The following is a 24,327-nucleotide window of genomic DNA, read 5'->3' on the forward strand; positions in this document are numbered from 1 at the left end:
CTACTCGTTCCTCGCCACCGCGGTCAGCTTGGGCATGTCGTGCAGCAGGATCCGCCCGCGCTGCACGTCCAGAATACCGTCCTTGCGCCAGAGCTGGAGTTGACGGTTGACGCTTTCGCGCGCGGCGCCGACGCAGGTGCCGAGCTGTTCCTGCGAAATGTGGACTTCGGAACCGGAGTCGGAGGCCAGCGCACAGAGCCGCTTGGCGAGGCGGACCGGCAAGGGCTGCAGCGCCGACTCCTGCATCCGCTCGCTCATCCAGCGGATGCGGTGGCAGAGCAGCTCGATCAGCTTCACGGCAACCTTCGGCTCGCGCTCGAGGAAACGGTGAAAATCCTGGCGGCTCAGCACGAACAATTCGGTTGCTTCGCCGGCGGTCGCGTCCAGGGTGCGGTCCTGGCCGTCGAGGACGGCAACCTCGCCGAACAGTTCACCGGGCCTCATGAAGTTGAGCGTCAGCCGGTTGCCGTCGGAGGCGCCGGTCTCGAGGCGAATCTGGCCGCGTCGCACCGCGAACAGGGCGTCACCGGCATCGCCCTTCTGGAACAGCACCTCGCCCGCCTGGAGGTGCCGGGTGTGACAAAGGCCCGCAAGCCGCTGCAATTCGTCCGCGCCCAAATCGGCGAACATCGGGTTCATCTTCAAAATGACCGCAAATTCGGCCTGTTTGCTCATTGTACTGCCTTCCACAACAATCTCCCGTGCGGCTTGCGTTGCGGCCCGGATTAACAAAATCCACCCCCTGGAAGTGTGGCATAAGTCACATAAGTTCGCAGCTGCGGCGGATTATTTTCGGCCGCTTTGAGCGGAAACCTGTTTCCGGGATAAACTTGCGCGTGACGTTGGCGCGGTCTGGAATGTCGAGATGAGAGCACTGAAAATCGCAGGCGCCGCGATCGGAACCGTGATCGTCGTCATCGCGCTGCTTGCCGTGATCGGCATCCCCTCCGGTTTCCTGACGTCGGCGATCCAGGATCGGGTCGAGCGCCAGACCGGCTACCGGCTCGCCATCAATGGCAGCGCCAAGATCAGCCTGTGGCCGTCGCTCAACATCACGCTGAACGATATCGCGCTGCAGGATCCGAAAGACCGCGAGATCAACAACCGCCTGACCGCGAGCAGCATCCGGGCTGACGTCACATTGGCGAGCCTGTGGTCGGGCCAGCCGCACGTCACCGACCTCCTGATCGTAGGTCCGGTCCTGACCATGCCGCTGCAGCGCGTGCGCGAGCCCACTCCGCCGCCAAGGAACAGCGCCGCCGGGACCAGCGAGGCCAAATTCGGCATCGAGCATGTCAGCGTCACCGGCGGCACGATCGTGTTCTCCAATGTGCGCGACCGCGTCGAAGGCCGCATCGAGGCTGTCAACGCGGATATGGCCGTCGGCAGCGACCGCAAGATCGTCATCAGCGGCAATGGGCGCGGCGGCGGCCAGCCGCTGAAATTCGAGATCAAGGCGACCGCGCCAGCGGCGCCGATCGAGCGGCAGAACATCCCGACCGAAATCGCCTTTGAGGCGCCCGGCCTGTTGCAGGCGCCGCTGTCGGCGCGAACGGAGGTGCGGCTGAGCGGCGCGGTGGTGATGTTCAACGGCGTCAGCGGCACGCTCGGCGACGGCGCGTTCAACGGCTGGGCCTCGGTCGATATCGCCAGCAACAAGCCGCTGGTGAAGCTCGATCTCGACTTCCAGAAGCTCTCGCTGGCGATGGAGCGCGGCCAGGCGGGCACGGCGGCGCAACCCTGGAGCAGTGCCACGTTCGACCTCATCGGGCTGAACTATGTCGACGCGCAGGCGAAGATTTCCGCGGCCGAGCTCAACATCGGCGACGGCCGTTTCGCGCCGGCGGCGATCGAGGCGACGCTGATGAGCGGCGTCATGAAGGCGCGGCTCGCCAATCTCGGCGCCTATGAGGGCAACGCCAATGGCGATCTCGCCATCGACGTTTCCGCCAGCAATCCGACCTACGCGCTCGGCGCCGACCTCAACAATGTGCGGGCGCTGCCGCTGCTGCGCAGCCTTGCCGATTTCGACAAACTCGACGGCAGGATGCAGGCGAAGATCGCGGTGCGCTCCTCCGGCAACAGCCAGCGCGCGATCATGGGAAATATGAGCGGCACGGCCTTCGCCGTATTCCGGGATGGCGCGATCCGCGGTCTCAATGTCGCGCAGATGATCCGCTCGCTGACGACGAGCCCGCTCTCCGGCTGGCAGGAGGGCGATCAGCTCGCGACCGATCTGAGCCAGCTCTCGGCCTCCTTCAAGATCGACAAGGGCCAGGCGGTGACCACCGACCTCAATCTGGTCGGCCCGCTGGTGAAGATGACGGGCGTCGGCACCATCGACCTCGGCACCAAGATGATCGGCTTCCGCGTCGAGCCGAAGCTGGTGCTGACCACCGAGGGCCAGGGCCGCACTAGCGATCCGGTCGGCCTCGGCATCCCCGTGATGATCGAGGGGCCGTGGGACGGCCCGCGCATCTATCCGGAGATGCAGGGCATTCTCGACAATCCCGAGGCCGCCTATGCCAAGCTGCGCGAGATGGGCAAGGGCCTGTTCGGACCGAACGGCGCGCTCGGCGGACTCCTCGGCGGCAGCAGCGGAGCCGGCACCCAAGGCGGCAGCGCGAACGGCCAATCCGGCCAAGGTGGCGGGCTGCTCGGCGGCCAGCTTGGCGAGACCATCGGCAATTTGATCCAGCAGGGCCTGAACAGCGCAGCGCAGCCGCCGCGCCCGCGCCGCAGCATCCCGCCGGCGCAGCCGCAACAGCCCGAACCGCAGCCGCAGTCCGCCCCACCTTCGCCGCCAAGCGACAGCGGCGACACGCCGGACAGCCAGGCGATGAACGAAGTGCTGCGCCAACTCTTCAACCGCTGAGGCGCCCCGAGTCTTCACACCCGACTTGCCCTTTTTTATGGGGAGGTGGGGACGCTCGCACCATCGTCATTGCGAGGAGCGATAGCGACGAAGCAATCCATACCTCCGCAAGCGGCGACATGGATTGCTTCGCGGAGCCTGTCATCGGGCGGCGCTTCGCGCCGAGCCGGTGGCTCGCAATGACGACAAGACGGCGCCTGATTCCGATTCTATTTTCAAACAGCAGAGGAAACACGCGTCCGCATCCTCGCGGCACGAACTGCCCGAGCTTTGCGTCTGTTTCACCCGTCTCGAGAAAGAGAGGGCGCAGGGAAGGCCGGGTGCCGATTGCACCCGTGGGCTCCGTGCAACAAAAAGCACGGGGGTAGGACCACAGGTCAACCGGAGCAACGCCGGCCTTCCCTGCGCAATGGTTTTAACGGTTTCCTTCGCGCTCTCCCCGGTGACCGGGCTTTCTTGCCACCGTCATCCCTTAAGGATGTTTCCATCCCGCAAGGACTTAGCGCCAGCGTCGGGGCGCCAGGACCACACGACTTCGCCGTCCGCGAAGAGCCGGGCGTTCGTCGTTCGCCGGCCCTCGCGTCCACCGCATCCCGCCGCGCGTTCGTGACGATCGCGATCCGCCCCTCTTGCCGGGCGGGACGGCGGATTTATAGGGGTGATTTGGGGTGAAACCGAAGCGGTTTATTTTCCGCTGATAGCCTGGACGGGCCAAATCATATTGATTTAATTGGGATAATTCGTCTCGCCGCGCAACGCGAAGGGAACCTTTAGTCGCCTCGCGCGTTGAAGCTGCATGTCTGATTCATACACACCCCGTGAGAAGCCAACGCCGGAGCAGCGCAAGGCCAGGGAGGCCCAGCGACGGCACGATGCGGAGCAGGCCATGCGAGAGCATCAGCTCGCGCAAGAGGCCTTTCATAAAAACCGTGAGCGGCTGAAAGCCGAGCGTCTGGCGCGCGAGGCAGCGGCCGGAAAGTAGCATTTTATTTGGAGCATGATCTCCGCGCAAACGCTACGCGTTTGTCGCGAGGGAAAACCGGTTTCCACTTTTCCGGATCATGCTCTGACCGCCAGCGCCAGATAGATCGCGGTTGCAGCCAGACCCAGCGCCGTGCGCACCGCGTGCATCCAGCCCCAGGAAACGACGAGCCCACGCGACTCGCTATTCGCCTGTTCGGGCGGCCATGCTTCGATCCGCTTGTTGGTCGGCAGCATCACCAAGAGCGTGTAGGGCCAGTTCGCCAGCATCAGCACCGCCGCGACCGACCACCGCCAATCCTGCAACTGCCAACTCGCGAGAAATCCTGATAGCGCCGAGATGACGGCAAGACTCGCCTGCATCGCAAAGCCGCGCGCATAACTCGGCTTCCATTGCCGCAGCAGGCTCGCATCGTCGAGCAAGAGCCGCGCCGGCTGCTCGGCGACGTTGATATAGAACGCTGCTCCGGCAAACGCCGCCGCGGTGATGAGGGCGAACAGTCCGGGCACCATTGCTCCCTCCACGGCAAAGCCGATACGCCCTCTTCTATCCAAATTGACAGTATATTGTCAATTTGGAACTATGTCGACATGCAACAAAGCCCCTCAGCCGACCGCGAAACCGACGCGCTGACGCAACTGATCCTGGAAGTGTTCCGCCTGAACGGCGGCCTGATCGCGGCCGGCGACCGCCTCGTCGCCGACCTCGGCCTGACCAGCGCCCGCTGGCAGGTGCTGGGCGCCATCGCGCTGTCGCCAACGGCCGAGCCCGTCGCCCGCCTCGCCCGCTCCATGGGCCTGCACCGCCAGGGCGTGCAGCGCATCGTCAACGAACTCGTCGAAGAAGGCATCGTCACCCTCGCCGACAACCCCCACCACCGTCGCGCCAAACTGGTGCGCCTGACGAAAAGGGGCGAGGCGCTTTATCGCACCGCCGAGCGAAGGCAGAGGCCGTGGGCGAGGAAGCTGGCGAGGGGGATTGGAGTGAAGGCTGCCGTCTCAGCGCATGCGGTGCTCAAGGCGGTGCGAGAGCGATTGGAGATTGAGCCGCAGATGAAAATAGAAGAACGCAATACGAAGCTCTGAGCCACGCGGTTAGCCACACCACTTCAAACCCTGTCCGAAAGCCGATAGCTTACCGAGTAATCGTTCGTTGATTATGATGCTTTGGATAGCAGAGAAACGCAAAGATGAAACATTTGACGAAACGAAACTGGGTCCGGAATGTATTTGTATCGGCTTGTCTGTCGTTGGGTATTACGCTCGCGACCCTCGCCGTATTGGAAGTTTTTCTTCGCCTTCTCGACTTTCGGGAACTGAGAGAAACCTTGAGCGAACTGTCACTCAACTACGGCTATGACGCCGAGCTCGGCTGGACGCCGGCGCCAAATTCTTCAGGCGCCATCACGACTTTTCGCACGACACACTATAAGCACAATAGCCTTCGTCTGCGTGACGAGGAGTTCAGCCTCGACACAAAGCCCACGATCATGTTCTTGGGGGACTCCTTTGTCTGGGGCCTCGATTCCGAAGCCAACGAACGCTTCACCGAGCTGTTGAAGCCAAAGATCCCCGACTACAAGATTCTGGCGGCAGGGGTTGCGGGCTATGGAACCGATCAGGAGTATCTGCTGCTGAAGCGATTGTGGTCGAAGGTTAAGCCGGCTGTCGTCGTGCTAATCTTTTGCGCGGATAACGACCGGTCGGATAACAGTACAAATCTCCGCGCCTATAACTACTATAAACCTTACTTCGCGACCCAACCGGATGGGTCGCTGATGCTGACGGGACAGCCAGTCCCGAAATCGCACCTGCTCTACTTCAAGGATGAGTGGCTGGTGAGAAACCTTTGGCTGGCGCGGCTGGCAGTGGATGTCTATATGCGGCTTAGGTATCCGCCATTGGTTGTGCCGGACCCCACCGAAAAACTGGTGGGGAAGATCCGCGAATTCGTGGAAGGGAATGGCGCCAAATTCTTGGTTGGGATCCAAGGCCGCGACGAAAAGATGGTCGGCTACCTAGAGGAGAACCGAATCGCGTTCGCGAAACTCGAAGGTGCCGCGTTCTATAAAGAAGCCGTAGGGTTCGGCCCTCATTGGACGCCCGATGGTCATGAATTCGTGGCTGAGCGCATTCTGGGCCTACTGTCCATGAACAACATCGGTCACCATGACGCCGCCGCGCAAAGGAATTAGTGCACCGCCAATCCCAAGCGAAGTAGCGTCAGAACGATCTCGCGACGTCCGCGCAATTGGCCCGACTCGGACGCTTAAAGCGTGACGACTTTTCGTCGAATCGTCCTCCCGCTTTAGCACCTTGTTTGAGCATGATCTCCGCGCAAACGCTTCACGTTTGTCGCGAGGGAAAACCGGTAGCCACTTTTCCGGATCATCCTTTAGTAGAGCTTCGCGCCGCCAACATGCCGGATCTCACTCGGCAGTCTCAGGCACTCCCCGATCTAATCCCGGACTCGTCTGCTGCGGTAAAGCGGAATTGTCGTGCTCACGGGCAGCTGTTCCGAGCGTGACCCAACTGCGACATCGACTCGTCGCGGTCCCTTCGCAGCATATGACCAACACCGAGCCGCCTATGGCTTGTCGAGTCGGCCGGCCAAGGGGGGAGTCAGGAGAAGCAAATGTACAAATTACAGCTTTAAATAGTGCTGGCGCACTGCGAGAGCACTTAGTAGAAGTGATCACGTTTCGTCTAAACTGGCCGAGAGCGCCTGATGCAGTTATTGAATTTCGAACATGACGAGGTCGTGGTCGGACCGAGCGACCGCAGCTTCGGGGGCACGATGGCTGCAGTCTTTGCCCTGATCGGCCTCGTTGGATTATACAGCGGCTCGTCCCACGCTCCGGTCTGGCTTTGCATCGCGATCGTTTTCGCAGGACTGACACTTTGGCGCCCGCAGTCCTTGGGCCTTGCCAACCGTGCATGGCTAAAGCTGGGGCTTTTGATGTACCGCATAGTCAATCCCGTTGTCATGGCCATCCTCTTCTTCGGTGCGATCATGCCGATCGGATTGGCCATGCGCCTATTCGGCAAGGATTTCCTCCGGCTCGCACGTGACGCTTCGTCGCCAACTTATTGGCTGCCGCGCTCCGATCCGCGGCCGCCGTCTGAATCCATGCAGCAGCAATTCTAAGGCAGGCCAGATGTCGTTCATGCGAGAGCTGTTTGCGTTCATTCGGGCTCGGCGCAAGTTTTGGCTGATCCCGATTTTTGCCGTGATGCTTGTTCTTGGCGGACTATTGGTGTTGACCAAAGGATCGGCGCTGGCGCCGTTCGTCTACACGCTGTTCTAAGCGGGGCCTCGTGCGCATCCTCGGCATTTCAGCATTCTACCATGACAGCGCAGCGGCTCTCCTGGTCGACGGCAAGATCGTCGCCGCCGCCCAGGAAGAGCGCTTCACACGACGGAAACACGACCCACGCTTTCCCGCGTGCGCCAGCCGCTACTGCCTTGCAGAGGCAAAAATCAAAGCGAGCGAAATCGATTATGTTGCGTTTTACGAAAAGCCGTTCCTGAAATTCGAACGGTTGCTCGAAACCTACCTCGCCTTCGCTCCGCGCGGGTTTCACTCGTTCCGTAAAGCGATCCCGGTCTGGCTCAAGGAAAAGCTGTTTCAAAAAAGCGTGCTTCGCAACCATCTGCGGGAAATCGACAGCACTGTCGATTGGGAAGCAAAGCTGCTGTTTGCCGATCATCACCAGAGCCACGCGGCATCCGCGTTCTTTGCCTCACCCTTCAGCGAGGCTGCCATTCTTACTCTTGATGGCGTCGGTGAGTGGACGACAACGTCGGCCGGCTACGGTAGAGACAATACGCTCGACCTGCGGCGCGAAATCAACTTCCCGCACTCGATTGGATTGCTGTATTCCGCCTTTACCTATTACACCGGCTTTAAAGTCAATTCCGGTGAGTACAAGGTGATGGGGCTCGCTCCCTATGGCCAGCCGAAATACGCCGACCTGATCCTCGAACATCTCGTCGATCTCAGGGATGACGGCAGTTTCCGACTTGATCTCGATTATTTCGATTATTGCACCGGCCTTACCATGATCAACGGCCGGTTCGAAGCGTTGTTCGGCGGCAAGCCGCGCGATCCCTCGGAACGGCTGGAACAGCGCCATATGGATCTGGCTGCCTCGGTCCAGCAGGTGACCGAAGAAATTGTGCTACGGCTCACGCGCAGTCTGGCTCGCGAGGGACTGTCGCAAAATCTCTGCCTTGCCGGCGGGGTGGCGCTCAATTGCGTCGCCAACGGCAAAATTCTGCGCGACCGCACGTTTGAGAATATCTGGGTGCAGCCGGCGGCGGGTGATGCCGGAGGCGCCGTCGGCGCGGCGCTGGCTGCCTACCATCAGTTTGCAGGTCGGCCACGTACGGCACCCGCGCGTGACGCAATGGCCGGCGGGTATCTAGGGCCATCCTTCTCGCAATTCGAGATTAGAGACCGTCTTGGGCAGGCCGGTGCCGCGTTCACAGAGCTTGACGACGACGCAATCATTCAAAGCACGGTCAAGGCACTGGTTGCGGAGAAAGCGGTTGGCTGGTTTCAGGGGCGAATGGAATTTGGCCCGCGGGCGTTGGGCGCGCGCTCCATTCTCGGCGATCCCCGATCGCCCTCTATGCAGAGTTCGCTCAATCTGCGGGTCAAGTTTCGCGAAAGCTTCCGCCCGTTCGCGCCAGCTGTGCTGCGCGAGGACGTGGCCGACTGGTTCGATCTCGACGGCGACAGTCCCTACATGCAGATCGTCGCTGACGTGGTGCACAGACGCCGGCGGCCCGCCAACCCAGGCGACCACGAGTTGTTCGGCATCGATCGCCTCAATATCCCGCGGTCTGAAATCCCGGCCGTGACTCATGTCGACTATTCGGCGCGGATACAAACTGTCCATGCCGATACCAATAAGCGATTTCATGATTTGTTGACTGCGTTCAAGGCTGAGACGGGGTGTCCAGTGCTGGTCAACACTAGCTTCAACGTTCGTGGAGAGCCAATCGTATGCACGCCGGAAGATGCGTTCCGCTGCTTTATGGGCACCGATATCGAGGTGTTGGTCGTCGGGAATTGCTTCCTGAATAAGGAGGACCAGCCCCCCTCGCTAAAGCTCGACTACAAAAATGCATTCGAGCTCGACTGATGAACTGAGAGACGAGCGCGCTCGTGCCAGCGGTTTCGCGCAGAGATGCTTGCCTTAGACGCTTGTCCCACCTTGCTTTGCTCTTTGCGATCGCTCTGGTATCCATAGATTCTGAAACTTGAGGCTAAGCGACGATACCCATGCCTGCAGCGCGCGACCTCTCTCTCACCCTCCTCGCCGCCGCCCTCTCCGCGGCCACCATCTCCCCCACCCTCGCCGCCGAGGAGCCCGAGAGCCCAAAGGGGGCGACCGTCACCGTGCTGAAGGCCTCGAAAACCTGCTTCGGCAATATCGTCGAAGTCTCCGGGATCATCATGCCGCGGGAGGAGACGCAGGTGCGTCCCGAACGGTTCGGGCTGAAGGTGGCGGAGGTGATGGCGGATCCGGGGGATAATGTTACCGCGGGGCAGATGCTGGCGCGGCTGAACCTGCCCGAGGGCGGGCAGCTCAACATCACCGCGCCGGTGGCGGGGACGATCTCGGCCTCGAGCGCGATCGTCGGCACGATCGCCGGCGGCAAGGGCGAGGCGCTGTTCTCGATCATCGCGCGCAACGAATTCGACCTGATCGGCATGGTGCCGACGCGGGACCTCGGCAAGCTGCAGGCGAACCAGACGGCATCGATCAAGGTGATCGGCGCCGGGGAGATGGACGGCAAGGTGCGGCGGGTGGCGCCGACGGTGGAGCCGAACAGCCAGCTCGGCCAGGTCGTCGTCGGCATCAATGCGCCGCGGCGGCTATTGGTGAATTCATCCGGCCGCGCGCAGATCAAGACCGGGCAGAGCTGCGGCGTCGCGGTGCCGCTGACCGCGATCCTCTATGGCAGCGCCGGCACCGTGGTGCAGGTGGTCAAGCGCGACCGCGTCGAGACGCGGCGGGTGGAGACCGGGCTGATGCAGGCCGGACAGGTCGAGATCCGCGAGGGCGTGCAGGAAGGCGACATCGTGGTGGCGCGCGCGGGGGCCCTGCTGCGCGAGGGCGACCCGGTGCGGCCGGTGATGGCGAGCGCGGAGGGGAAGTGACGGCTCGCCGTCATTGCCGGGCTCGACCCGGCAATCCATCGCAACTTGAAGAGCCGCTTTGCTGGATGGATGCCCGGGTCAGGCCCGGGCATGACGAATGAGTTTTTCTCAGCCGCCGAGGCGGATGTCTTCCAGCAGCGACGACGACACCGACGGGACCTGCTCGCCTTCGCTGGCGCGGGAGATCGAGACGCGGGTCTTGTTGAAGGCGGACTCGATGCCGCCCTGGGTTTTCAGGTTATTCAGGAGCTCGGAGACCAGCACGCTGTTGGTGGCCTTGGATTCCTCGGTGACCTTGCCGGGCGTCGCCGATGATATCACCAGCGTGTTCTCGGGCGGGCTGATCGGGGCGAGCCCGTGGCTGTAGGAGCGGAAGCGGCGCTCATAGGGATTGCGGCGGGAGGCATCCAGCACTGCGAGCTTGGCCTTGGCGCCCTTCTCGTCCATCGCGGCCAGCACGTGCTCGACGCTGAGGCCATCGCGGCGGACATCGCCTTCCTTCCAGATCGCGGCGTCGACCGGCAGCATGAAGCTCTCGCGGCCGGCCTGCACGCCGAAGCCGCCGAAGAACAGCATCACCACGGTATCAGGCCCGACCTTGGCCTTCAGGCGCTCGACGGCGCGGCTCATATCGTCCTTGGTCGCGTCCTCGACGACGTCGACATCGAAGCCGCTGCCGCGCAGCGCCGCGCCCAGATCGCGGGCGTCGTTGATCGGCTGCTGCAGCGGGTGGTTGGCGTCGGGATAATGGCCGTTGCCGATGATCAGGGCGACGCGGGACGCCTGCACGGGCACGACACCCTGCTCGGTCGCGACCGCCTTCGGCGCGTCCAGCGGCCGCTTGTTCAGCGCAGCATGCGCGCCGATCGCCAGCGACACCATCGCAACGCAAGCGGCGGCGACGATGAGCGTGCGGTCGGAAAGGGAGAGCTGCCTGAGCTTCATGCGTTTCGGATCCCAATCGTTGACCAAGGCGCGACTGTATAGTCGCGTCATAGCCGTCTGTGGTTTTAGGGGTTGCCTGATCGAGTGCCGTCAGATTGTGCGCAATTTGCGGCACCGCAACACAGAAACCCTTAACCTGCGAAGCCTTCCGGGGCAACCTGATTCGGCCTTTCGGCCTTATCCGTAATGCGCCGGGGTCAAACTTGTGCCAAAACGCGGCAGCATATGTGATATCGGTCACATTTGTATTTCCCGCGATTTTGTGGTGCGATTCAAAGGTTTGCAGGGGGCTTCTGGGTGGGGCCTCCTTGGATGCGCAGGATTTTTCGGGAAAAGCCGGTTCCCGGCTGTTCCGGATCGTGCGTGCCAGAAAGGGGTGGCATGGGTTTTCATGACATTGCCGGGGCGGTCTGCCGATCGCTCACGGTCCGTAAGGACGGGCCGTCGCTTTACGACGTCTGCGATCCGCTGCTGCTGAAATATCGCGGCGGGGATGCGCATTTGGGAAAATTCTACCGGACCGCGATCGGCAATCCCGCGCTGCGCGGCCTGCTCCGGCGCACCGGCCTGCCAGCCTTGCGCGATAACGCGCGGCTCGGCGCGCTGCAGGCGGCCTTGAAGGAGGCGCGCGATGCCGAGGCGCCGGACTGGGCGGCGATCGGCGCGCCTGTGGCTGCGCTGATGGAAGGTATCGACGTGCGGCATCCGCTGCCCGCGGCGGCGGCGCCTGCGCGCGCGCCCGCGGCGGCCGAGATCGAGCGGGTCATCCGGGCCTGTGGCGCGCATCTGTTGCGCGCTTACGCGAAGAACGGCTTCATCCCGACCTATGCGGCGTTCAACCTGATCGGCGATGCCGACATGGGCGGGCGCGAACTTCTGATGGCGCTGACCGGGCTGAACTCGCGCGGCTACAAGAACTCGACTTTGCTGTTCAACCTCGCGCGCATCTACATCGCGCATTCGCCGGCGCGCGCGCTGATCAACCCGCCCTGGCGCGGGATCGCCGAGCCGATGTGGCAGCCGATGCAGATCCGCCATCGCTCGGCCTATTACGATGCGTTCTTCACCGAGGCGCTGCTCAGCTTTGTCGAGACCGGGCTTGCGTCCGGCGCGGAGACCAGCGCCGCGCGCGGGGCGATCGCCGACATGGTCGACTTCTGCTTGCGGATCAGCGCCGAGGAGGTGCCCTCGCATGACGGCTCGACCGTGAACGTGATCACGGCGCTGGCGCCATTGCCGCATCCGCGCTTCTCGCGCTTCTTCGCCCAGATCAAGCAGGATCTCGGCTTCGGCATCTATGTGCCTGATTGCGACACCACCGCCTGCTCGTTCTCCGCGGCGACGCAGGCCGGCAGCGATCATCCGATCCTCAAGCAGCCGCTGCTCGATTTCTATCGCGGCTACCAGGTGCGGAGCGGGGCGAACGAGCCGCGCGTCACCGTGCCGCTCAACGACAATATCGATTACCAAGGCGGCGTCGTCACCTGGATCGACAATCTCGCCGGTGATCGTCCCTACGGCAACGACCTCGATCCGACGCTCAATCTCGACATCCTCGAGGTCAGCTTCCGTAACCTCAAGCGCTGGCGGATCCTGGAGACGCCGCAGCGGTTGGAGACGGTGCAGCGCATCATCGACTTCCAGCGGCGATTAGTGGAAAGCGGCGCGTTCAGGAAGCCGCGCTCGCATATCTATTATCTGCCGGAGCTTTACTGCGCCTATTTCGGCCGCTGCTACGCCGCGTTCATCGCGCTTCCCTCGGCGGCGCAGCGCGTGATCGATCCAAGCGGGGTGTTCGCGATGATCCGCGCGCAGGTGCTGCTCTACGTCCAGCAGGAATTGATCGCGCATGAGATGAACGCGTTCGACGCCGCGCTGGCGCTGATGGCGCTGGCGCATCTCGGCGCCGAGGTCGCGACCTTCACGCCGGCGCTGCACTGCATCGTCGCGAGCTTCGGCGAAGGCGGCCGGCGTTCCCCATACAAGGCCTATGAGTGGAACAAGATGAAGACGCCGACACGGATCCTGGTCGGCGGCCCCGAGGTGACCTCAGCCTTCGTGCTGATGGCGCTGGCGCTGGCGCGGCGGGCAATGACGCGAAGTTGAAAAGGCTGCCGCGTTCGCGCTACTGGTTTGCCTGCCCGAATCTCCGCACAATTGCTCGCCAATCCGTGAACCTGCCGATGCGACCGCTGCTCCTCACCGCCGCCCTCCTGCTGTTGCCCGCGCTGGCGCAGGCCGCAGACATCACCGGCGTGCCGAAAATCCGCGAGGGCGACCAGATCCAGATCGGCTCCGCCCGCATCCGTCTCGGCGGCATCGACGCGCCCTCCACCGACCAGCTCTGCCTCAACACCATGGGCGAGCGTTGGACCTGCGGGATCGCCGCGCGCGACGAACTGATCAAGCATGCCGGCGGCAAGAGCTGGACCTGCCATACCCGCGGCACGACCGACCGCCGCGGCCGCACCCTGGCGCGCTGCGAGGTCGAGGGGCAGGACATCCAGAGATGGCTGGTGGCAAACGGCTGGGCGCTGGCCTATACGCGCGCGTCGCACGAGTACGAGGCCGACGAGAAGGCCGCGCGCGAAGCCAAGGCCGGCATGTGGCAGGGCGCCTTCATCGCACCCTGGGACTGGCGCATCCGCAACAAGAAGACGCCGATCCTCGGCGCCGTGAAGCCGCCGGAGAACGCCCGCAACATCCTGCTCGCGTCCGCCTCCGGCCCGGTCGCGCCCTCGCCCGACTGCACCATCAAGGGCAATGTCAACACCTCGGGCGAATGCATCTATCACACGCCGCAAAGCCGCTGGTACGCCAAGATCCAGATGAAGATCGCCAAGGGCACGCGCTGGTTCTGCTCGGTCGAGGAGGCGGAAGCCGCCGGCTGCCGCGAGACAAGGCGCTGAACAATCTCTAAACTGCCTGCGCAACCTCGGTTCGAGAGCGCGGCACGGTGACAGAGCTCGACGACAAGGCGCAACCTTCGGCGCGGCGGCGACGGGTCCGGCGCATCCAATTGCTGCTGGTCTTCATACTCGCAGTCTACGGCCTCGCCGCCTATCTGCTGCTGCCGGCATTGTGGACCCATCACGAGCACCAGAAGGGCCTCGCCAATCTGCCGATGGTGACGCGCACCGCGCAGGGGATTCCCGGCGATCCCATGAATATCGGATTGATCGGCGACAAGTATGACGTGGTCTGCGCCATGCACGCCGCCGGCTGGTATCCCGCCGATCCGATCACGCTGAAATCATCGATCGAGATCGTCGGCAGCGTGCTGCTCGACCGCCCCTATCGCGACGCGCCGGTCAGCAATCTCTTCTATCTCGGCCGCCGCGAGGACCTCGCGTTCGAGAAGCCGATCGGAAACAGCGCCGATCGCCGCAACCATGTCCGCTACTGGCAGGTGCTCGACAAGGGCGAGGAGGGCCGCCCGGTGTGGCTCGGCGCCGCCACGCAAGATCGCAGCGTCGGCGTCAGCCACTACACCGGCGCGATCACGCATCACATCGGTCCCGACCTCGATGCCGAGCGGGCCCTGCTCACGGCCGACCTGGAAAACGCCCGCATGGTCACCGCGAAATATCAGGTCACCGGCATCGGCCCGACGATCGCGGGCCGCAATGGCGGCGGCGACCTCTATTACACCGATGGCGAGATCTGGATCCTGCGGCTGGTGGAAGCATGCAAGCCGCGCGACGGCCCGGCGACGACGATCCCGAGCCCGCCCGCGATCGAGATCAAGGATCAGATCTGGCATGCAGTGGCCAATGCGATCGGAAAATAACGCTCCTGTGGGTTGAAATTTGCGGCCAATCCCTGCATCCACCTCTGCGGGGCAGATCAAGCAGGAAGCCAACAATGACCGTTCGCGCGGGCCGGGAATTTCTGGCCATCCCCGGACCCACCACGATGCCCGACGAGGTGCTGCAGGCGATGCATCGCCCGGCACTCGATATCTATTCGGCAGAGATGGTCGAACTGACCGAGAGCCTGTTGCGCGATCTCTCAAAGCTGTTCGCCACCAAAGGCAAATCCTACATCTATATCGCCAACGGCCATGGCGCCTGGGAGGCGACGCTCTCCAACGTGCTGTCGCGCGGCGACAAGGTGCTGGTGCTCGAGAGCGGCCGCTTCGCCATCGGCTGGGGCCAAGCCGCGTCCGCAATGGGCGCCGAGGTCGAAGTGTTGAGGGGCGACTGGCGCCGCGCGATCCGGCCCGCGGAAGTCGAAGACCGGCTGCGGCGCGACAGGGAGCACACGATCAAGGCGATCCTCGCGGTGCAGGTCGACACCGCCTCCGGCGCCTATAACGACATCGAGGCGATCGGCAAGGCGATCAAGGCGAGCGGCCATCCAGCGCTGTTCATGGTCGATACCGTGGCTTCGCTCGGCTGCATGCCGTTCGAGATGGACGCCTGGGGCATCGACGTCGCGATGTCCGGCTCGCAGAAGGGCCTGATGACGCCGCCGGGTCTCGGCTTCGTCGCGGCGAATGCGCGCGCGCAAGAGGTGCACAAGCGCGCCGATTTGCGCACGCCCTATTGGGACTGGACCGAACGCGAGGGCACCGAGCACTATCGCAAATATGCCGGCACCGCGCCGGTGCATCTGTTGTTCGCGCTGCGCAAGGCGATCGACATGCTGACGGCCGAGGGACTGCAGAACGCGCATCTGCGCCATCGCCTGCTTGCCGAAGCGGTGCGGCGTGCCGTTGCGGTATGGGCAGAGGGCCAGGTGCTCGGCTTCAACATCACCGAGGCTGCCGAGCGCTCCAACACGGTGACCACAGTCACCATGAACGGCCACGACCCGGCGGCGCTGCAGCGCTATTGCAAAGAGAAATGCGGCGTCGTGCTCGGGACCGGCATCGGCGATCTGCAGGGCCAGGCCTTCCGGATCGCCCATATGGGCCATGTGAACGCGCCGATGATCCTGGGCACACTCGGCGTGGTCGAGGTCGCGCTCAACGCGCTCGGCATTCCCCACGGCAAGGGTGGAACCGAGGCCGCGATTGAATGGCTCGGTGAAAGCGTGCGCGCCTGACCGCATCTGGCAATCCACCCATTCGAACCGATATATGTCTCGATGACATCTCGTTCCGACGGTGGTCGTCATTGCCGGGCTCGACCCGGCAATCCATCATCTTGCGAAAAACGCCTTTCTTTGATGGATGCGCGGGTCAAGACCGCGCATGACGAGCGAACAAGACCACGGAACCGAAAGACCATACGAGGACCGAGTGGACCAATCCGCCACCAAGAAACCTGCCCACCCCGCGCCCGTTGCGCCGCGACGGCCGCACTCCTTCACCCGGCACGGCATCACCGTGTCAGACGATTACGGCTGGCTGAAGGATCCGAAATGGCAGGAGGTGCTGCGCGATCCTTCGATCCTTGATCCTGACATCAGGAGCTATCTCGAAGCCGAGAACAGCTATACCGAGAGCCTGCTCGGCCACACCGCACCGTTGCAGAAGAAGCTGGTTGCGGAGATGCGCGGGCGGATCAAGGAAGACGATTCCAGCGTCCCCTCGCCCGACGGCCCGTTCGCCTATTTCCGCAAATTCCGCGAGGGCGGACAGCACGAGATGTTCGGCCGCATGCCGCGCGACGGCGGCGAGGCGCATGTCGTGCTCGATGGCGACGAGCTGGCGAAAGCCACCGAATATTTCAGGTTCGGCGGCAGCCGGCATTCGCCCGACCACAGGCTGCATGCCTGGAGCGCCGACACCAAGGGCTCGGAATATTTCTCGATCCGCGTGCGCGACTGGGCAAGCGGCGCCGATCTCGACGACCTCGTCGAGGAGACCGATGGCGGTGTGGTCTGGAGCGCGGACGCGAAGAGCTTCTTCTACGTCAAGCTCGACGACAACCACCGCCCGATGCAGGTCTGGCGCCATCGTCTCGGCACCAAACAGGCCGACGACGTGCTGGTCTATGAAGAGCAGGATTCCGGCTGGTTCACCCATCTGCATGAGAGCGCGAGCGGGCGCTTCTGCGTGATCGCGGGCGGCGACCACGAGACCTCGGAACAGCGGTTGATCGACCTCCAAAATCCCGAAGCGGCGCCGCGGCTGATCGCCGAGCGCGAGGAAGGCGTACAATATTCGATCGCCGACCGCGGCGACGAGCTGTTCATTCTCACCAACGCCGATGACGCGATCGACTTCAAGGTGATGACGGCGCCGCTCGCCGCGCCGGAGCGCAAGAACTGGCACGACCTGATCCCGCATCGCGAAGGCATCTACATCCTCGATCTCGAGCTTTTCTCCGGGCATATGGTGCGGCTCGAGCGCGCCAACGCGCTGCCCGCGATCGTGATCCGCGATCTCGCCACGGGCGAGGAGCATGCGATCGCCTTCGACGAGGCGGCCTATTCGCTCGACACCATGGGCTCCTACGAATTCGAGACGACAAACCTGCGCTTCTCCTATTCGTCGATGACGACACCGTCGGAAGTCTACGACTACGACATGACGAAGCGGACACGGGTGCTGCGCAAGCGCCAGGAGATTCCCTCCGGCCACGACCCGGCCGATTACGTCACCACGCGCATCATGGCGACATCGCATGACGGCGCAGAGGTCCCGGTCTCGATCCTGCACCGCAAGGATTTCGTCCGCGACGGCACAGCGCCGCTTCTGCTCTACGGCTACGGCTCCTACGGCATGGCAATGCCGGCCTCCTTCAGCACCAACCGCCTGTCGCTGGTCGACCGCGGCTTCGTCTACGCGATCGCGCATATCCGCGGCGGCGCCGACAAAGGCTGGGGCTGGTATCTCGACGGCAAGCGCGAGAAGAAGACCAACAGCTTTGATGATTTCGCGGCCTCCGCCCGCGCGCTGATCGATGCAAAATACACGAGCAGTAAACGCATCGTCGGCCATGGCGGCTCGGCCGGCGGCATGCTGATGGGAGCGGTCGCGAACCGCGCCGGCGAATTGTTCGGCGGCATCGTCGCCGAGGTGCCTTTCGTCGACGTGCTCAACACCATGCTCGACGACACGCTGCCGCTGACGCCGCCGGAATGGCCGGAATGGGGCAACCCGATCGAGAGTGAGAAGGATTTTCGCACCATCCTGTCCTATTCGCCCTACGACAATGTCGCGGCGAAGGACTATCCCGCGATCCTCGCAATGGGTGGATTGACCGATCCGCGCGTCACCTATTGGGAGCCGGCGAAATGGATCGCGCGATTGCGCGCCACCATGACCGGCGGCGGGCCGGTGCTGCTGCGCACCAACATGGGCGCGGGACACGGCGGCGCATCGGGACGATTCAACCGGCTCGATGAAATCGCGATCGTCTATGCGTTCGCGCTGTGGGCAGTGGGATTGGCGGACGCGGCGGCGTAGCAAACGTAGGGTGGGCAAAGCGCAGCGTGCCCACCTTCACTTGCACCGAGCGTGGATGGTGGGCACGCTTCGCTTTGCCCACCCTACGGGCTACGAGTGCGCGAATGAGCGGCCGCTCTCTCCCTAGGTCGTCCCGGGCTTGACCGGGACCCATAACCACCAAACATCGTTGTTGAACCACGCGGTAACTCCGAGTCTTCGTCACCATAACTGCCTGTGGTTATGGGTCCCGGCTCGCGCTTCGCTTGGCCGGGACGACGGCGGAGTTTGAAGCGCAAACGAGGACGACGACTGAGAGGAGGCCCGATGCCGCGCTACACCAAGACGGATTTTCCTGTCGACAACGTGCGCCGCTTTCTCGAGCCGGGGCCGATCGTGCTGGTCTCCTCCGCGCACAGGAATGAGACCAACATCATGACCATGGGCTGGCACATGATCATGGAGTTTCAGCCCTCGCTGATCGGCTGCTACATCTGGGACGCCAACCACTCGTTCGAATTGATCCGCCGCAGCAAACAGTGCGTGATCAATGTGCCGACCGTAGAGCTGGCGCCGACCGTCGTGAAGATCGGCAACAGCTCCGGGCGCGACATCGACAAGTTCGCCGCGTTTGGCCTCACACCCAGGCCCGGCGAGCAGGTGCGCGCGCCGTTGATCGAGGAGTGTTACGCCAATTTCGAATGCCGGCTGATCGATTCAAGCCTGACCCGGAAATACAGCCTGTTCGTGCTGGAGGTGGTGAAGGCGCATGTCGCGACCTCGCCGAAATATCCGAAGACGATTCATTATCGCGGCGACGGCGAGTTCATGATCTCCGGCGAGAATACGCGGAAATATCGCAAGCTGTTCAAGCCGGAGATGTTGTAGCGGCGGGACCGAGCCCCGCCGCCCGAATGCGTTCTTACGGATTCGTATAGGCGGTCTTCACCGTCGTGTAGAACTCGGCCGCGTATTTTCCCTGCTCGCGCGGACCATAGCTCGAGCCTTTTCTGCCGCCGAACGGGACGTGATAGTCGACGCCGGCGATCGGCAGGTTGACCATCACCATGCCCGCCTCGGCGTTGCGCTTGAAGTCGCTGGCGTATTTCAGGCTGGTGGTGCAGATGCCGGCGGAGAGGCCGAACTCGGTATCGTTTGCGGTCGCCAGCGCCTCGGCGTAGTCGTTGACGCGAATGACGCCCGCCACCGGGCCGAAGATTTCCTCGCGCGCGATCCGCATCTTGTTGGTCACTTCGGTGAACAGCGCCGGCTGCAGATAAAAGCCGGGCGCATCGCGCTTCAGCCGTTCGCCGCCGAACACCAGCTTGGCTCCCTCGTCCTTGCCGATCGAAAGATATTTCAGGTCCTGATCGAGCTGGTTCTGGTCGACGACCGGGCCGATATCGGTGCCGGCCTTCAAGGCGTCGTCGACCTTGAGGCCGCCCAGACGCTCGGTGAGCGCGGCGACGAATTTGTCGTGAATGCCCTTGGTGACGATCAGCCGCGAGGCCGCCGTGCAGCGCTGGCCGGTGGAGAAGAACGCGCTGTTGACGGCACATTCGACTGCGACCTTCAGGTCGGCATCGTCGAGAATGACCAGCGGATTCTTGCCGCCCATCTCAAGCTGGAATTTCTTCATCGGCCGCGATGCCACGCAGGCCGCAGCGACCTTCTGGCCGGTTGCCACCGATCCGGTGAAGCTGATCGCCGTGACATCGGGATGTTCGAGCAGCGCGGCGCCGACCTCCGAGCCGCGGCCGATCACGAGGTTAAGCACGCCCTTGGGCAGGCCGGCACCCTGCAGGATATCGACCAGCGCCCAGGTCGAGCCCGGCACCAGGTCGGCCGGCTTGATCACGACCGTGTTGCCATAGGCGAGCGCGGGCGCGATTTTCCAGGCCGGAATCGCGATCGGGAAGTTCCAGGGCGTGATCAGGCCGACCACGCCGAGGGCCTCGCGGGTGATCTCGACGTCGATGCCAGGCCGCACGGAAGACAGCTTCTCGCCGGCCATGCGCAGGCACTCGCCGGCAAAGAACGCGAAAATCTGCCCCGCACGCGCGGCCTCGCCGATGCCCTCGGGCAGGGTCTTGCCCTCCTCGCGCGACAGCAGGCGGCCCAGTTCATCCTTGCGCGCCAGGATTTCGTCGGACGCCTTCTTGAGGATGTCATAGCGGGCCTGCGGCGTCGCGCGCGACCATGCCGGGAATGCCGCCTTGGCGGCCGCGACCGCGGCATCAAGCTGAGCACGGGTGCCGCGCACGGCCTCGCCGACGATGTCGTTGGTATCGGATGGATTGACATTGGGCGAGCGCGCGCCGTCCGACATCCATTCGCCGTCGATCAGATTGTTGAACATCAGCATGGCTTTCCTCCGTCTTGATGGGCTTGGCGCCAAAGATCGGTTTAAGAGTTCGAGCCCGACTCGGAAACGTTTGGGCCGATGTCAGCTCGAACAACGAAATCTAGCGTCCGTTCCTTTTCCGCCACGCCGCGAAATCGGTCAATGTCTGCGGATCAGTGGCGGGATAGAGGCCGAAGATGCCGCGCCCGCTATGGACTTCCTCGGCGACGAAATCCTCGAATGCGGTCATCTCGAAGGTTTCCTCGGCGATCTCGTCGGCGAGATGCGCGGGGATGACGATGGCGCCGTCAGCATCGCCGAGGATCACGTCGCCGGGAAACACCGGCGCGTCGCCGCATCCGATCGGAACGTTGATCTCGATCGCGTGATGCAACGTCAAATTGGTCGGCGCGCTCGGCCGGTGATGATAGGCGGGAAAGCCGAGCCTGGCGATCTCGGCGGAGTCGCGAAAACCGCCGTCGGTCACGACGCCAGCAACGCCACGCTTCATCAAGCGCGTCACCAGGATCGCGCCGGCTGAGGCGGCACGCGCATCCTTGCGGCTGTCCATCACCAGCACCGCGCCGGGCGGACAATCCTCGATCGCCTTGCGCTGCGGATGTGAACGGTCGCGGAAGACCTCGAGCTTGTTGAGGTCCTCGCGCGCCGGCATGTAGCGCAGCGTGAAGGCTCCGCCGACCATGGTCGGCTGGTCCGGGCTCAAGGGGTGGACGTCCTGGATGCACTGGATGCGGAAGCCGCGCTTGTACAGCGCGGTGGCGACGGTGGCGGTAGAGATGGCTTTCAGCTTGCTGCGGGTGGTGTCGCTGAGCTTGGACATGTGAACTGCTCCTTCGTCATTCCGGGAGAGATGCTGCGGCGCCCTCTCCCGCTTGCGGGAGAGGGCTGGGGTGAGGGTTCTCTCCACGAGTCCCCCAGCGGAGAGAGCCCTCACCCGGCGCTATGCCGTAGCCGAAGCTTCGCTGCGGCGTCCTTTAAGAACGGCCGCCGAAGGCGGCCTACGCCTCTCCCGCAAGCGGGAGAGGTGAAACAAGAGTCAATAGATCGACGGCTCATCGACCGGCTTGCCGAAGCCGGTTTCAAGAAAATCGAAATCGCAGCCTTCGTTGGCCTGCTTGATGTGGCGCGTAAACATCCAGCCATAGCCGCGCTCGTACCGGCGCTCCGGCTGCTTCCAGGCGGCGCGGCGACGTACGAGCTCTTCCTGCGGCACATCGAGGGTGATGCTGCGGGCGGCGACGTCGAGGGTGATAAGATCGCCGTTCTGCACAAGCGCGAGCGGACCGCCAATATAGGCTTCAGGCGCGACATGCAGGATGCAGGCGCCGTAGCTGGTGCCACTCATCCGCGCGTCCGAGATCCGCACCATGTCGCGCACGCCCTGCTTCACGAGTTTTGTGGGGATCGGCAGCATGCCCCATTCCGGCATGCCCGGACCGCCCTGCGGCCCCGCATTGCGCAGGATCAGCACATGATCGGCCGTCACATCCAGATCGGGATCGTCGACCGCCTTCTTCATGGAGGGGTAATCGTCGAACACCAGCGCCGGGCCGGAATGCTTCAGGAAGCGCGGATCGCAGGCGCTGGGCTTGATCACGCAGCCGTCGGGCGCGAGATTGCCCTTGAGCACCGCGAGCGCCCCCTCCTTGTAGATCGGGTTGGCGACGCTGCGGATGACATCGTCGTTATGGACTTCGGCCCGGGCGATATTCTCCCCCAGCGTCTTGCCGGTCACGGTCAGGCAGTCGAGATGCAGATGATCCTTGATCTGGCTCATCAGCGCCGGCAAGCCGCCGGCGTAGAAGAAATCCTCCATCAGATAGAGATCGCCGCTCGGGCGGACATTGGCGATGACCGGCACCTCGCGGCTCGCCTTCTCGAAATCGTCGAGGGAGATGTCCTGGCCGGCGCGGCGGGCCTGCGCGATCAGATGGATGATCGCGTTGGTCGAGCAGCCCATCGCCATCGCCACCGTGATCGCGTTCTCGAACGCCTTCCGGGTCTGGATCTGTTGCGGGGTCAGATCCTCCCAGACCATCTCGACGACGCGGCGGCCGCATTCGGAGGCCATGCGGATATGACCGGCGTCCGCGGCCGGAATCGAGGAGGCACCCGGCAGCGTCATGCCGATGGATTCGGCGATCGCGGTCATGGTGGAGGCGGTGCCCATGGTCATGCAGGTGCCGTAGCTGCGGGCGATGCCGGCTTCCATGTCGACCCAATCATCATCGGAAATCTTGCCGGCACGCCGCTCATCCCAATATTTCCAGGCGTCCGATCCCGAGCCCAGCGTGCGACCCTTCCAGTTGCCGCGCAGCATCGGACCGGCCGGCAGATAGATCGTGGGCAGGTTCATGGAGGTGGCGGCGAGCAACAGCGCCGGCGTGGTCTTGTCGCAGCCGCCCATCAGCACGACGCCGTCGACCGGATGGCCGCGCAGCAATTCTTCCGCGTCCATCGCCAGCATGTTGCGATAGAGCATGGTGGTCGGCTTCAGGAACGATTCCGACAGCGACAGCGCCGGCAGTTCCATCGGAAAGCCGCCGGCCATCAACACGCCGCGCTTGACGTCGTCGACGCGGCTCTTGAAATGCATGTGACAGGGCTGGGCGTCCGACCAGGTGTTGATGATCGCAATCACCGCCCGGTCCTTCCACTCCTCCGGCGCGTAGCCCATCTGCATGGCGCGCGAGCGGTGGCCGAAGGCCCTGAGATCATCGGGCGCGAACCAGCGCGCGCTGCGGAGTTGGTCGGGGCGCTTCTTCTTGCTTTTGTCGCTCATGTCTGGGTGCCCCACTTCTGGACCGTGTTCCGCTCGATGGTGCGGAAGATCAGGTTTTCGACGATCAGGCCGATGATGATCACCGTCAATAATCCGGCGAACACGGCGGGAATGTCGAGCAGGTTGCGGTTCTCAAAGATGTACCAGCCGAGCCCGCCCTGTCCCGACGACACGCCGAACACCAGTTCGGCGGCGATCAACGTGCGCCAGGCAAAGGCCCAACCGATCTTCAGCCCGGTCAGGATCGAACCGAAAGCCGCGGGGATCAGGATGCGCGCCACATAGGGTAGTCCGCGCAGGCCATAATTGCGACCGACCATGCGCAGCGTGTTGGACACGCCCTTGAAACCGGCATGGGTGTTGAGCGCCACCGGCCAGAGAACGGAATGAATCAGCACGAACACAAGACTGCCATTGCCAAGCCCGAACCAGATCAGTGCAAGCGGCAGGAGCGCAATCGCCGGCAACGGGTTGAACATCGCCGTGATCGTCTCGAGGAAATCCGTGCCGATACGGGTCGAGATCGCGAGGATGGTCAAGATCGAGGCCAGGGCGATGCCGGCGGAATAACCCATGAACAGTACTTTTAGCGACGCCCAGGCCCGCATCGGGATGGTGCCGTCGCGCACCTTCTCGAACATGGTGACGAGGGTATCATGGAAGGTCGGGAACAACAGGGGATTGTCGAGCCACAGACCGTAAGCTTCCCACGCTGCCGCCAGGAAGACAATGATGAGCCCCTTGCGCACAAAGCCGTCGTCCCAGAGCAGCTCCCACACACTCAGCTTGCGCTCGACCTCGCCTGCGGCCGGCGCGGCCACTGCATTGCTCTCGCGCAGCAGGATCGTTGCTTCTCCCATCGCGCCT

The 24,327-nt window shown here is 63.4% G+C and carries 21 protein-coding genes; 14 read left to right on the top strand and 7 right to left on the bottom strand.

Translation table 11 applies throughout. The features are described 5' to 3' along the window. Nucleotides 1-675 (bottom strand): Crp/Fnr family transcriptional regulator, encoded by a 675-nt coding sequence (locus ACZIRK_RS06145; protein ID WP_130230262.1) that lies wholly within the window; start codon nt 673-675, stop codon nt 1-3. 190 nt (nt 676-865) lie between these two features. Between ACZIRK_RS06145 and ACZIRK_RS06150 the strand changes: the two genes are divergently transcribed. Both ACZIRK_RS06150 and ACZIRK_RS06155 read left to right on the top strand, forming a co-directional pair. After that, nucleotides 866-2,875: an AsmA family protein gene (locus ACZIRK_RS06150; protein WP_130230260.1), complete on the top strand. Its 2,010-nt coding sequence runs from the start codon at nt 866-868 to the stop codon at nt 2,873-2,875. A gap of 796 nt (nt 2,876-3,671) precedes the next feature. Beyond that, complete coding sequence (locus tag ACZIRK_RS06155; protein WP_080663593.1) at nt 3,672-3,857, top strand: hypothetical protein; 186 nt, start codon at nt 3,672-3,674, stop codon at nt 3,855-3,857. 77 nt (nt 3,858-3,934) lie between these two features. Here ACZIRK_RS06155 and ACZIRK_RS06160 read toward each other — a convergent pair whose 3' ends face one another. Beyond that, on the bottom strand, nt 3,935-4,366 hold the full coding sequence (locus ACZIRK_RS06160; RefSeq protein ID WP_165435588.1) for an anthrone oxygenase family protein: 432 nt from the start codon (nt 4,364-4,366) through the stop codon (nt 3,935-3,937). Between the two features lie 81 nt (nt 4,367-4,447). On the opposite strand from ACZIRK_RS06160, the gene ACZIRK_RS06165 reads away from it, so the two are divergent. The 6 genes from ACZIRK_RS06165 to ACZIRK_RS06190 all read left to right on the top strand — a co-directional run bounded on the left by ACZIRK_RS06165 (nt 4,448) and on the right by ACZIRK_RS06190 (nt 10,029). Continuing rightward, nucleotides 4,448-4,942, top strand: a complete 495-nt coding sequence (locus ACZIRK_RS06165; RefSeq protein ID WP_130230256.1) for a MarR family winged helix-turn-helix transcriptional regulator — start codon at nt 4,448-4,450, stop codon at nt 4,940-4,942. A 104-nt stretch (nt 4,943-5,046) separates the two neighbouring features. Beyond that, complete coding sequence (locus ACZIRK_RS06170) at nt 5,047-6,051, top strand: SGNH/GDSL hydrolase family protein (protein ID WP_130230254.1); 1,005 nt, start codon at nt 5,047-5,049, stop codon at nt 6,049-6,051. A 533-nt stretch (nt 6,052-6,584) separates the two neighbouring features. After that, nucleotides 6,585-7,004 (top strand): hypothetical protein, encoded by a 420-nt coding sequence (locus ACZIRK_RS06175; protein ID WP_130231474.1) that lies wholly within the window; start codon nt 6,585-6,587, stop codon nt 7,002-7,004. Between the two features lie 10 nt (nt 7,005-7,014). Then, a complete protein-coding gene (locus ACZIRK_RS06180; RefSeq protein WP_165435635.1) occupies nt 7,015-7,164 on the top strand; it encodes a DUF5989 family protein in 150 nt (49 codons plus the stop codon). A 10-nt stretch (nt 7,165-7,174) separates the two neighbouring features. Next, nucleotides 7,175-9,007 (top strand): carbamoyltransferase family protein, encoded by a 1,833-nt coding sequence (locus tag ACZIRK_RS06185; RefSeq protein ID WP_130231472.1) that lies wholly within the window; start codon nt 7,175-7,177, stop codon nt 9,005-9,007. Between the two features lie 140 nt (nt 9,008-9,147). Continuing rightward, nucleotides 9,148-10,029: an efflux RND transporter periplasmic adaptor subunit gene (locus tag ACZIRK_RS06190; RefSeq protein ID WP_130231470.1), complete on the top strand. Its 882-nt coding sequence runs from the start codon at nt 9,148-9,150 to the stop codon at nt 10,027-10,029. 108 nt (nt 10,030-10,137) lie between these two features. Here ACZIRK_RS06190 and ACZIRK_RS06195 read toward each other — a convergent pair whose 3' ends face one another. Continuing rightward, entirely contained in the window at nt 10,138-10,974 is an 837-nt protein-coding gene (locus ACZIRK_RS06195) for a caspase family protein (RefSeq protein WP_130231469.1), read from the bottom strand. A gap of 381 nt (nt 10,975-11,355) precedes the next feature. Here ACZIRK_RS06195 and ACZIRK_RS06200 point away from each other — a divergent pair, with 381 nt between their 5' ends. From ACZIRK_RS06200 to ACZIRK_RS06225, 6 genes are all read left to right on the top strand, one after another. Further along, a complete protein-coding gene (locus tag ACZIRK_RS06200; protein WP_463327074.1) occupies nt 11,356-13,080 on the top strand; it encodes a hypothetical protein in 1,725 nt (574 codons plus the stop codon). A gap of 77 nt (nt 13,081-13,157) precedes the next feature. Beyond that, entirely contained in the window at nt 13,158-13,883 is a 726-nt protein-coding gene (locus ACZIRK_RS06205) for a thermonuclease family protein (RefSeq protein ID WP_130228630.1), read from the top strand. A 47-nt stretch (nt 13,884-13,930) separates the two neighbouring features. After that, nucleotides 13,931-14,764, top strand: coding sequence for an LssY C-terminal domain-containing protein (locus tag ACZIRK_RS06210; protein WP_130228631.1), 834 nt, complete (start codon nt 13,931-13,933; stop codon nt 14,762-14,764). Nucleotides 14,765-14,838: 74 nt separating this feature from the next. Next, nucleotides 14,839-16,023, top strand: coding sequence for a pyridoxal-phosphate-dependent aminotransferase family protein (locus ACZIRK_RS06215; RefSeq protein ID WP_130228632.1), 1,185 nt, complete (start codon nt 14,839-14,841; stop codon nt 16,021-16,023). Between the two features lie 196 nt (nt 16,024-16,219). After that, entirely contained in the window at nt 16,220-18,334 is a 2,115-nt protein-coding gene (locus ACZIRK_RS06220; RefSeq protein ID WP_245474945.1) for a S9 family peptidase, read from the top strand. 306 nt (nt 18,335-18,640) lie between these two features. Continuing rightward, a complete protein-coding gene (locus ACZIRK_RS06225) occupies nt 18,641-19,201 on the top strand; it encodes a flavin reductase family protein (protein ID WP_130228634.1) in 561 nt (186 codons plus the stop codon). 34 nt (nt 19,202-19,235) lie between these two features. Here ACZIRK_RS06225 and ACZIRK_RS06230 read toward each other — a convergent pair whose 3' ends face one another. The 4 genes from ACZIRK_RS06230 to ACZIRK_RS06245 form a co-directional block, all read right to left on the bottom strand. Continuing rightward, on the bottom strand, nt 19,236-20,678 hold the full coding sequence (locus ACZIRK_RS06230) for an aldehyde dehydrogenase family protein (protein ID WP_130228635.1): 1,443 nt from the start codon (nt 20,676-20,678) through the stop codon (nt 19,236-19,238). 100 nt (nt 20,679-20,778) lie between these two features. Then, nucleotides 20,779-21,498 carry a ribonuclease activity regulator RraA gene (locus ACZIRK_RS06235; RefSeq protein ID WP_463327075.1) on the bottom strand — a complete coding sequence of 240 codons (720 nt, stop codon included), beginning with the start codon at nt 21,496-21,498 and terminating at the stop codon, nt 20,779-20,781. A 216-nt stretch (nt 21,499-21,714) separates the two neighbouring features. Then, nucleotides 21,715-23,460, bottom strand: a complete 1,746-nt coding sequence (gene araD, locus ACZIRK_RS06240; protein ID WP_130228637.1) for an L-arabinonate dehydratase — start codon at nt 23,458-23,460, stop codon at nt 21,715-21,717. After that, nucleotides 23,457-24,320, bottom strand: a complete 864-nt coding sequence (locus ACZIRK_RS06245) for an ABC transporter permease (protein ID WP_130228638.1) — start codon at nt 24,318-24,320, stop codon at nt 23,457-23,459. The genes araD and ACZIRK_RS06245 overlap by 4 nt, the downstream gene beginning before the upstream one ends. Nucleotides 24,321-24,327: the final 7 nt, after the last annotated feature.

This window comes from Bradyrhizobium sp. Leo114, assembly GCF_055229415.2.

Bases quoted from the DNA above. Each gene is read 5' to 3' on its own strand.
- ACZIRK_RS06180 (WP_165435635.1), top strand. From the start codon at position 7,015: ATGTCGTTCATGCGAGAGCTGTTTGCGTTCATTCGGGCTCGGCGCAAG.
- ACZIRK_RS06155 (WP_080663593.1), top strand. From the start codon at position 3,672: ATGTCTGATTCATACACACCCCGTGAGAAGCCAACGCCGGAGCAGCGC.
- ACZIRK_RS06235 (WP_463327075.1), bottom strand. From the start codon at position 21,498: ATGTCCAAGCTCAGCGACACCACCCGCAGCAAGCTGAAAGCCATCTCT.
- ACZIRK_RS06245 (WP_130228638.1), bottom strand. From the start codon at position 24,320: ATGGGAGAAGCAACGATCCTGCTGCGCGAGAGCAATGCAGTGGCCGCG.
- ACZIRK_RS06190 (WP_130231470.1), top strand. From the start codon at position 9,148: ATGCCTGCAGCGCGCGACCTCTCTCTCACCCTCCTCGCCGCCGCCCTC.
- ACZIRK_RS06215 (WP_130228632.1), top strand. From the start codon at position 14,839: ATGACCGTTCGCGCGGGCCGGGAATTTCTGGCCATCCCCGGACCCACC.
- ACZIRK_RS06175 (WP_130231474.1), top strand. From the start codon at position 6,585: ATGCAGTTATTGAATTTCGAACATGACGAGGTCGTGGTCGGACCGAGC.
- ACZIRK_RS06150 (WP_130230260.1), top strand. From the start codon at position 866: ATGAGAGCACTGAAAATCGCAGGCGCCGCGATCGGAACCGTGATCGTC.
- ACZIRK_RS06200 (WP_463327074.1), top strand. From the start codon at position 11,356: ATGGGTTTTCATGACATTGCCGGGGCGGTCTGCCGATCGCTCACGGTC.
- ACZIRK_RS06170 (WP_130230254.1), top strand. From the start codon at position 5,047: ATGAAACATTTGACGAAACGAAACTGGGTCCGGAATGTATTTGTATCG.
- ACZIRK_RS06205 (WP_130228630.1), top strand. From the start codon at position 13,158: ATGCGACCGCTGCTCCTCACCGCCGCCCTCCTGCTGTTGCCCGCGCTG.
- ACZIRK_RS06165 (WP_130230256.1), top strand. From the start codon at position 4,448: ATGCAACAAAGCCCCTCAGCCGACCGCGAAACCGACGCGCTGACGCAA.
- ACZIRK_RS06145 (WP_130230262.1), bottom strand. From the start codon at position 675: ATGAGCAAACAGGCCGAATTTGCGGTCATTTTGAAGATGAACCCGATG.
- ACZIRK_RS06225 (WP_130228634.1), top strand. From the start codon at position 18,641: ATGCCGCGCTACACCAAGACGGATTTTCCTGTCGACAACGTGCGCCGC.
- ACZIRK_RS06195 (WP_130231469.1), bottom strand. From the start codon at position 10,974: ATGAAGCTCAGGCAGCTCTCCCTTTCCGACCGCACGCTCATCGTCGCC.
- ACZIRK_RS06230 (WP_130228635.1), bottom strand. From the start codon at position 20,678: ATGCTGATGTTCAACAATCTGATCGACGGCGAATGGATGTCGGACGGC.
- araD (WP_130228637.1), bottom strand. From the start codon at position 23,460: ATGAGCGACAAAAGCAAGAAGAAGCGCCCCGACCAACTCCGCAGCGCG.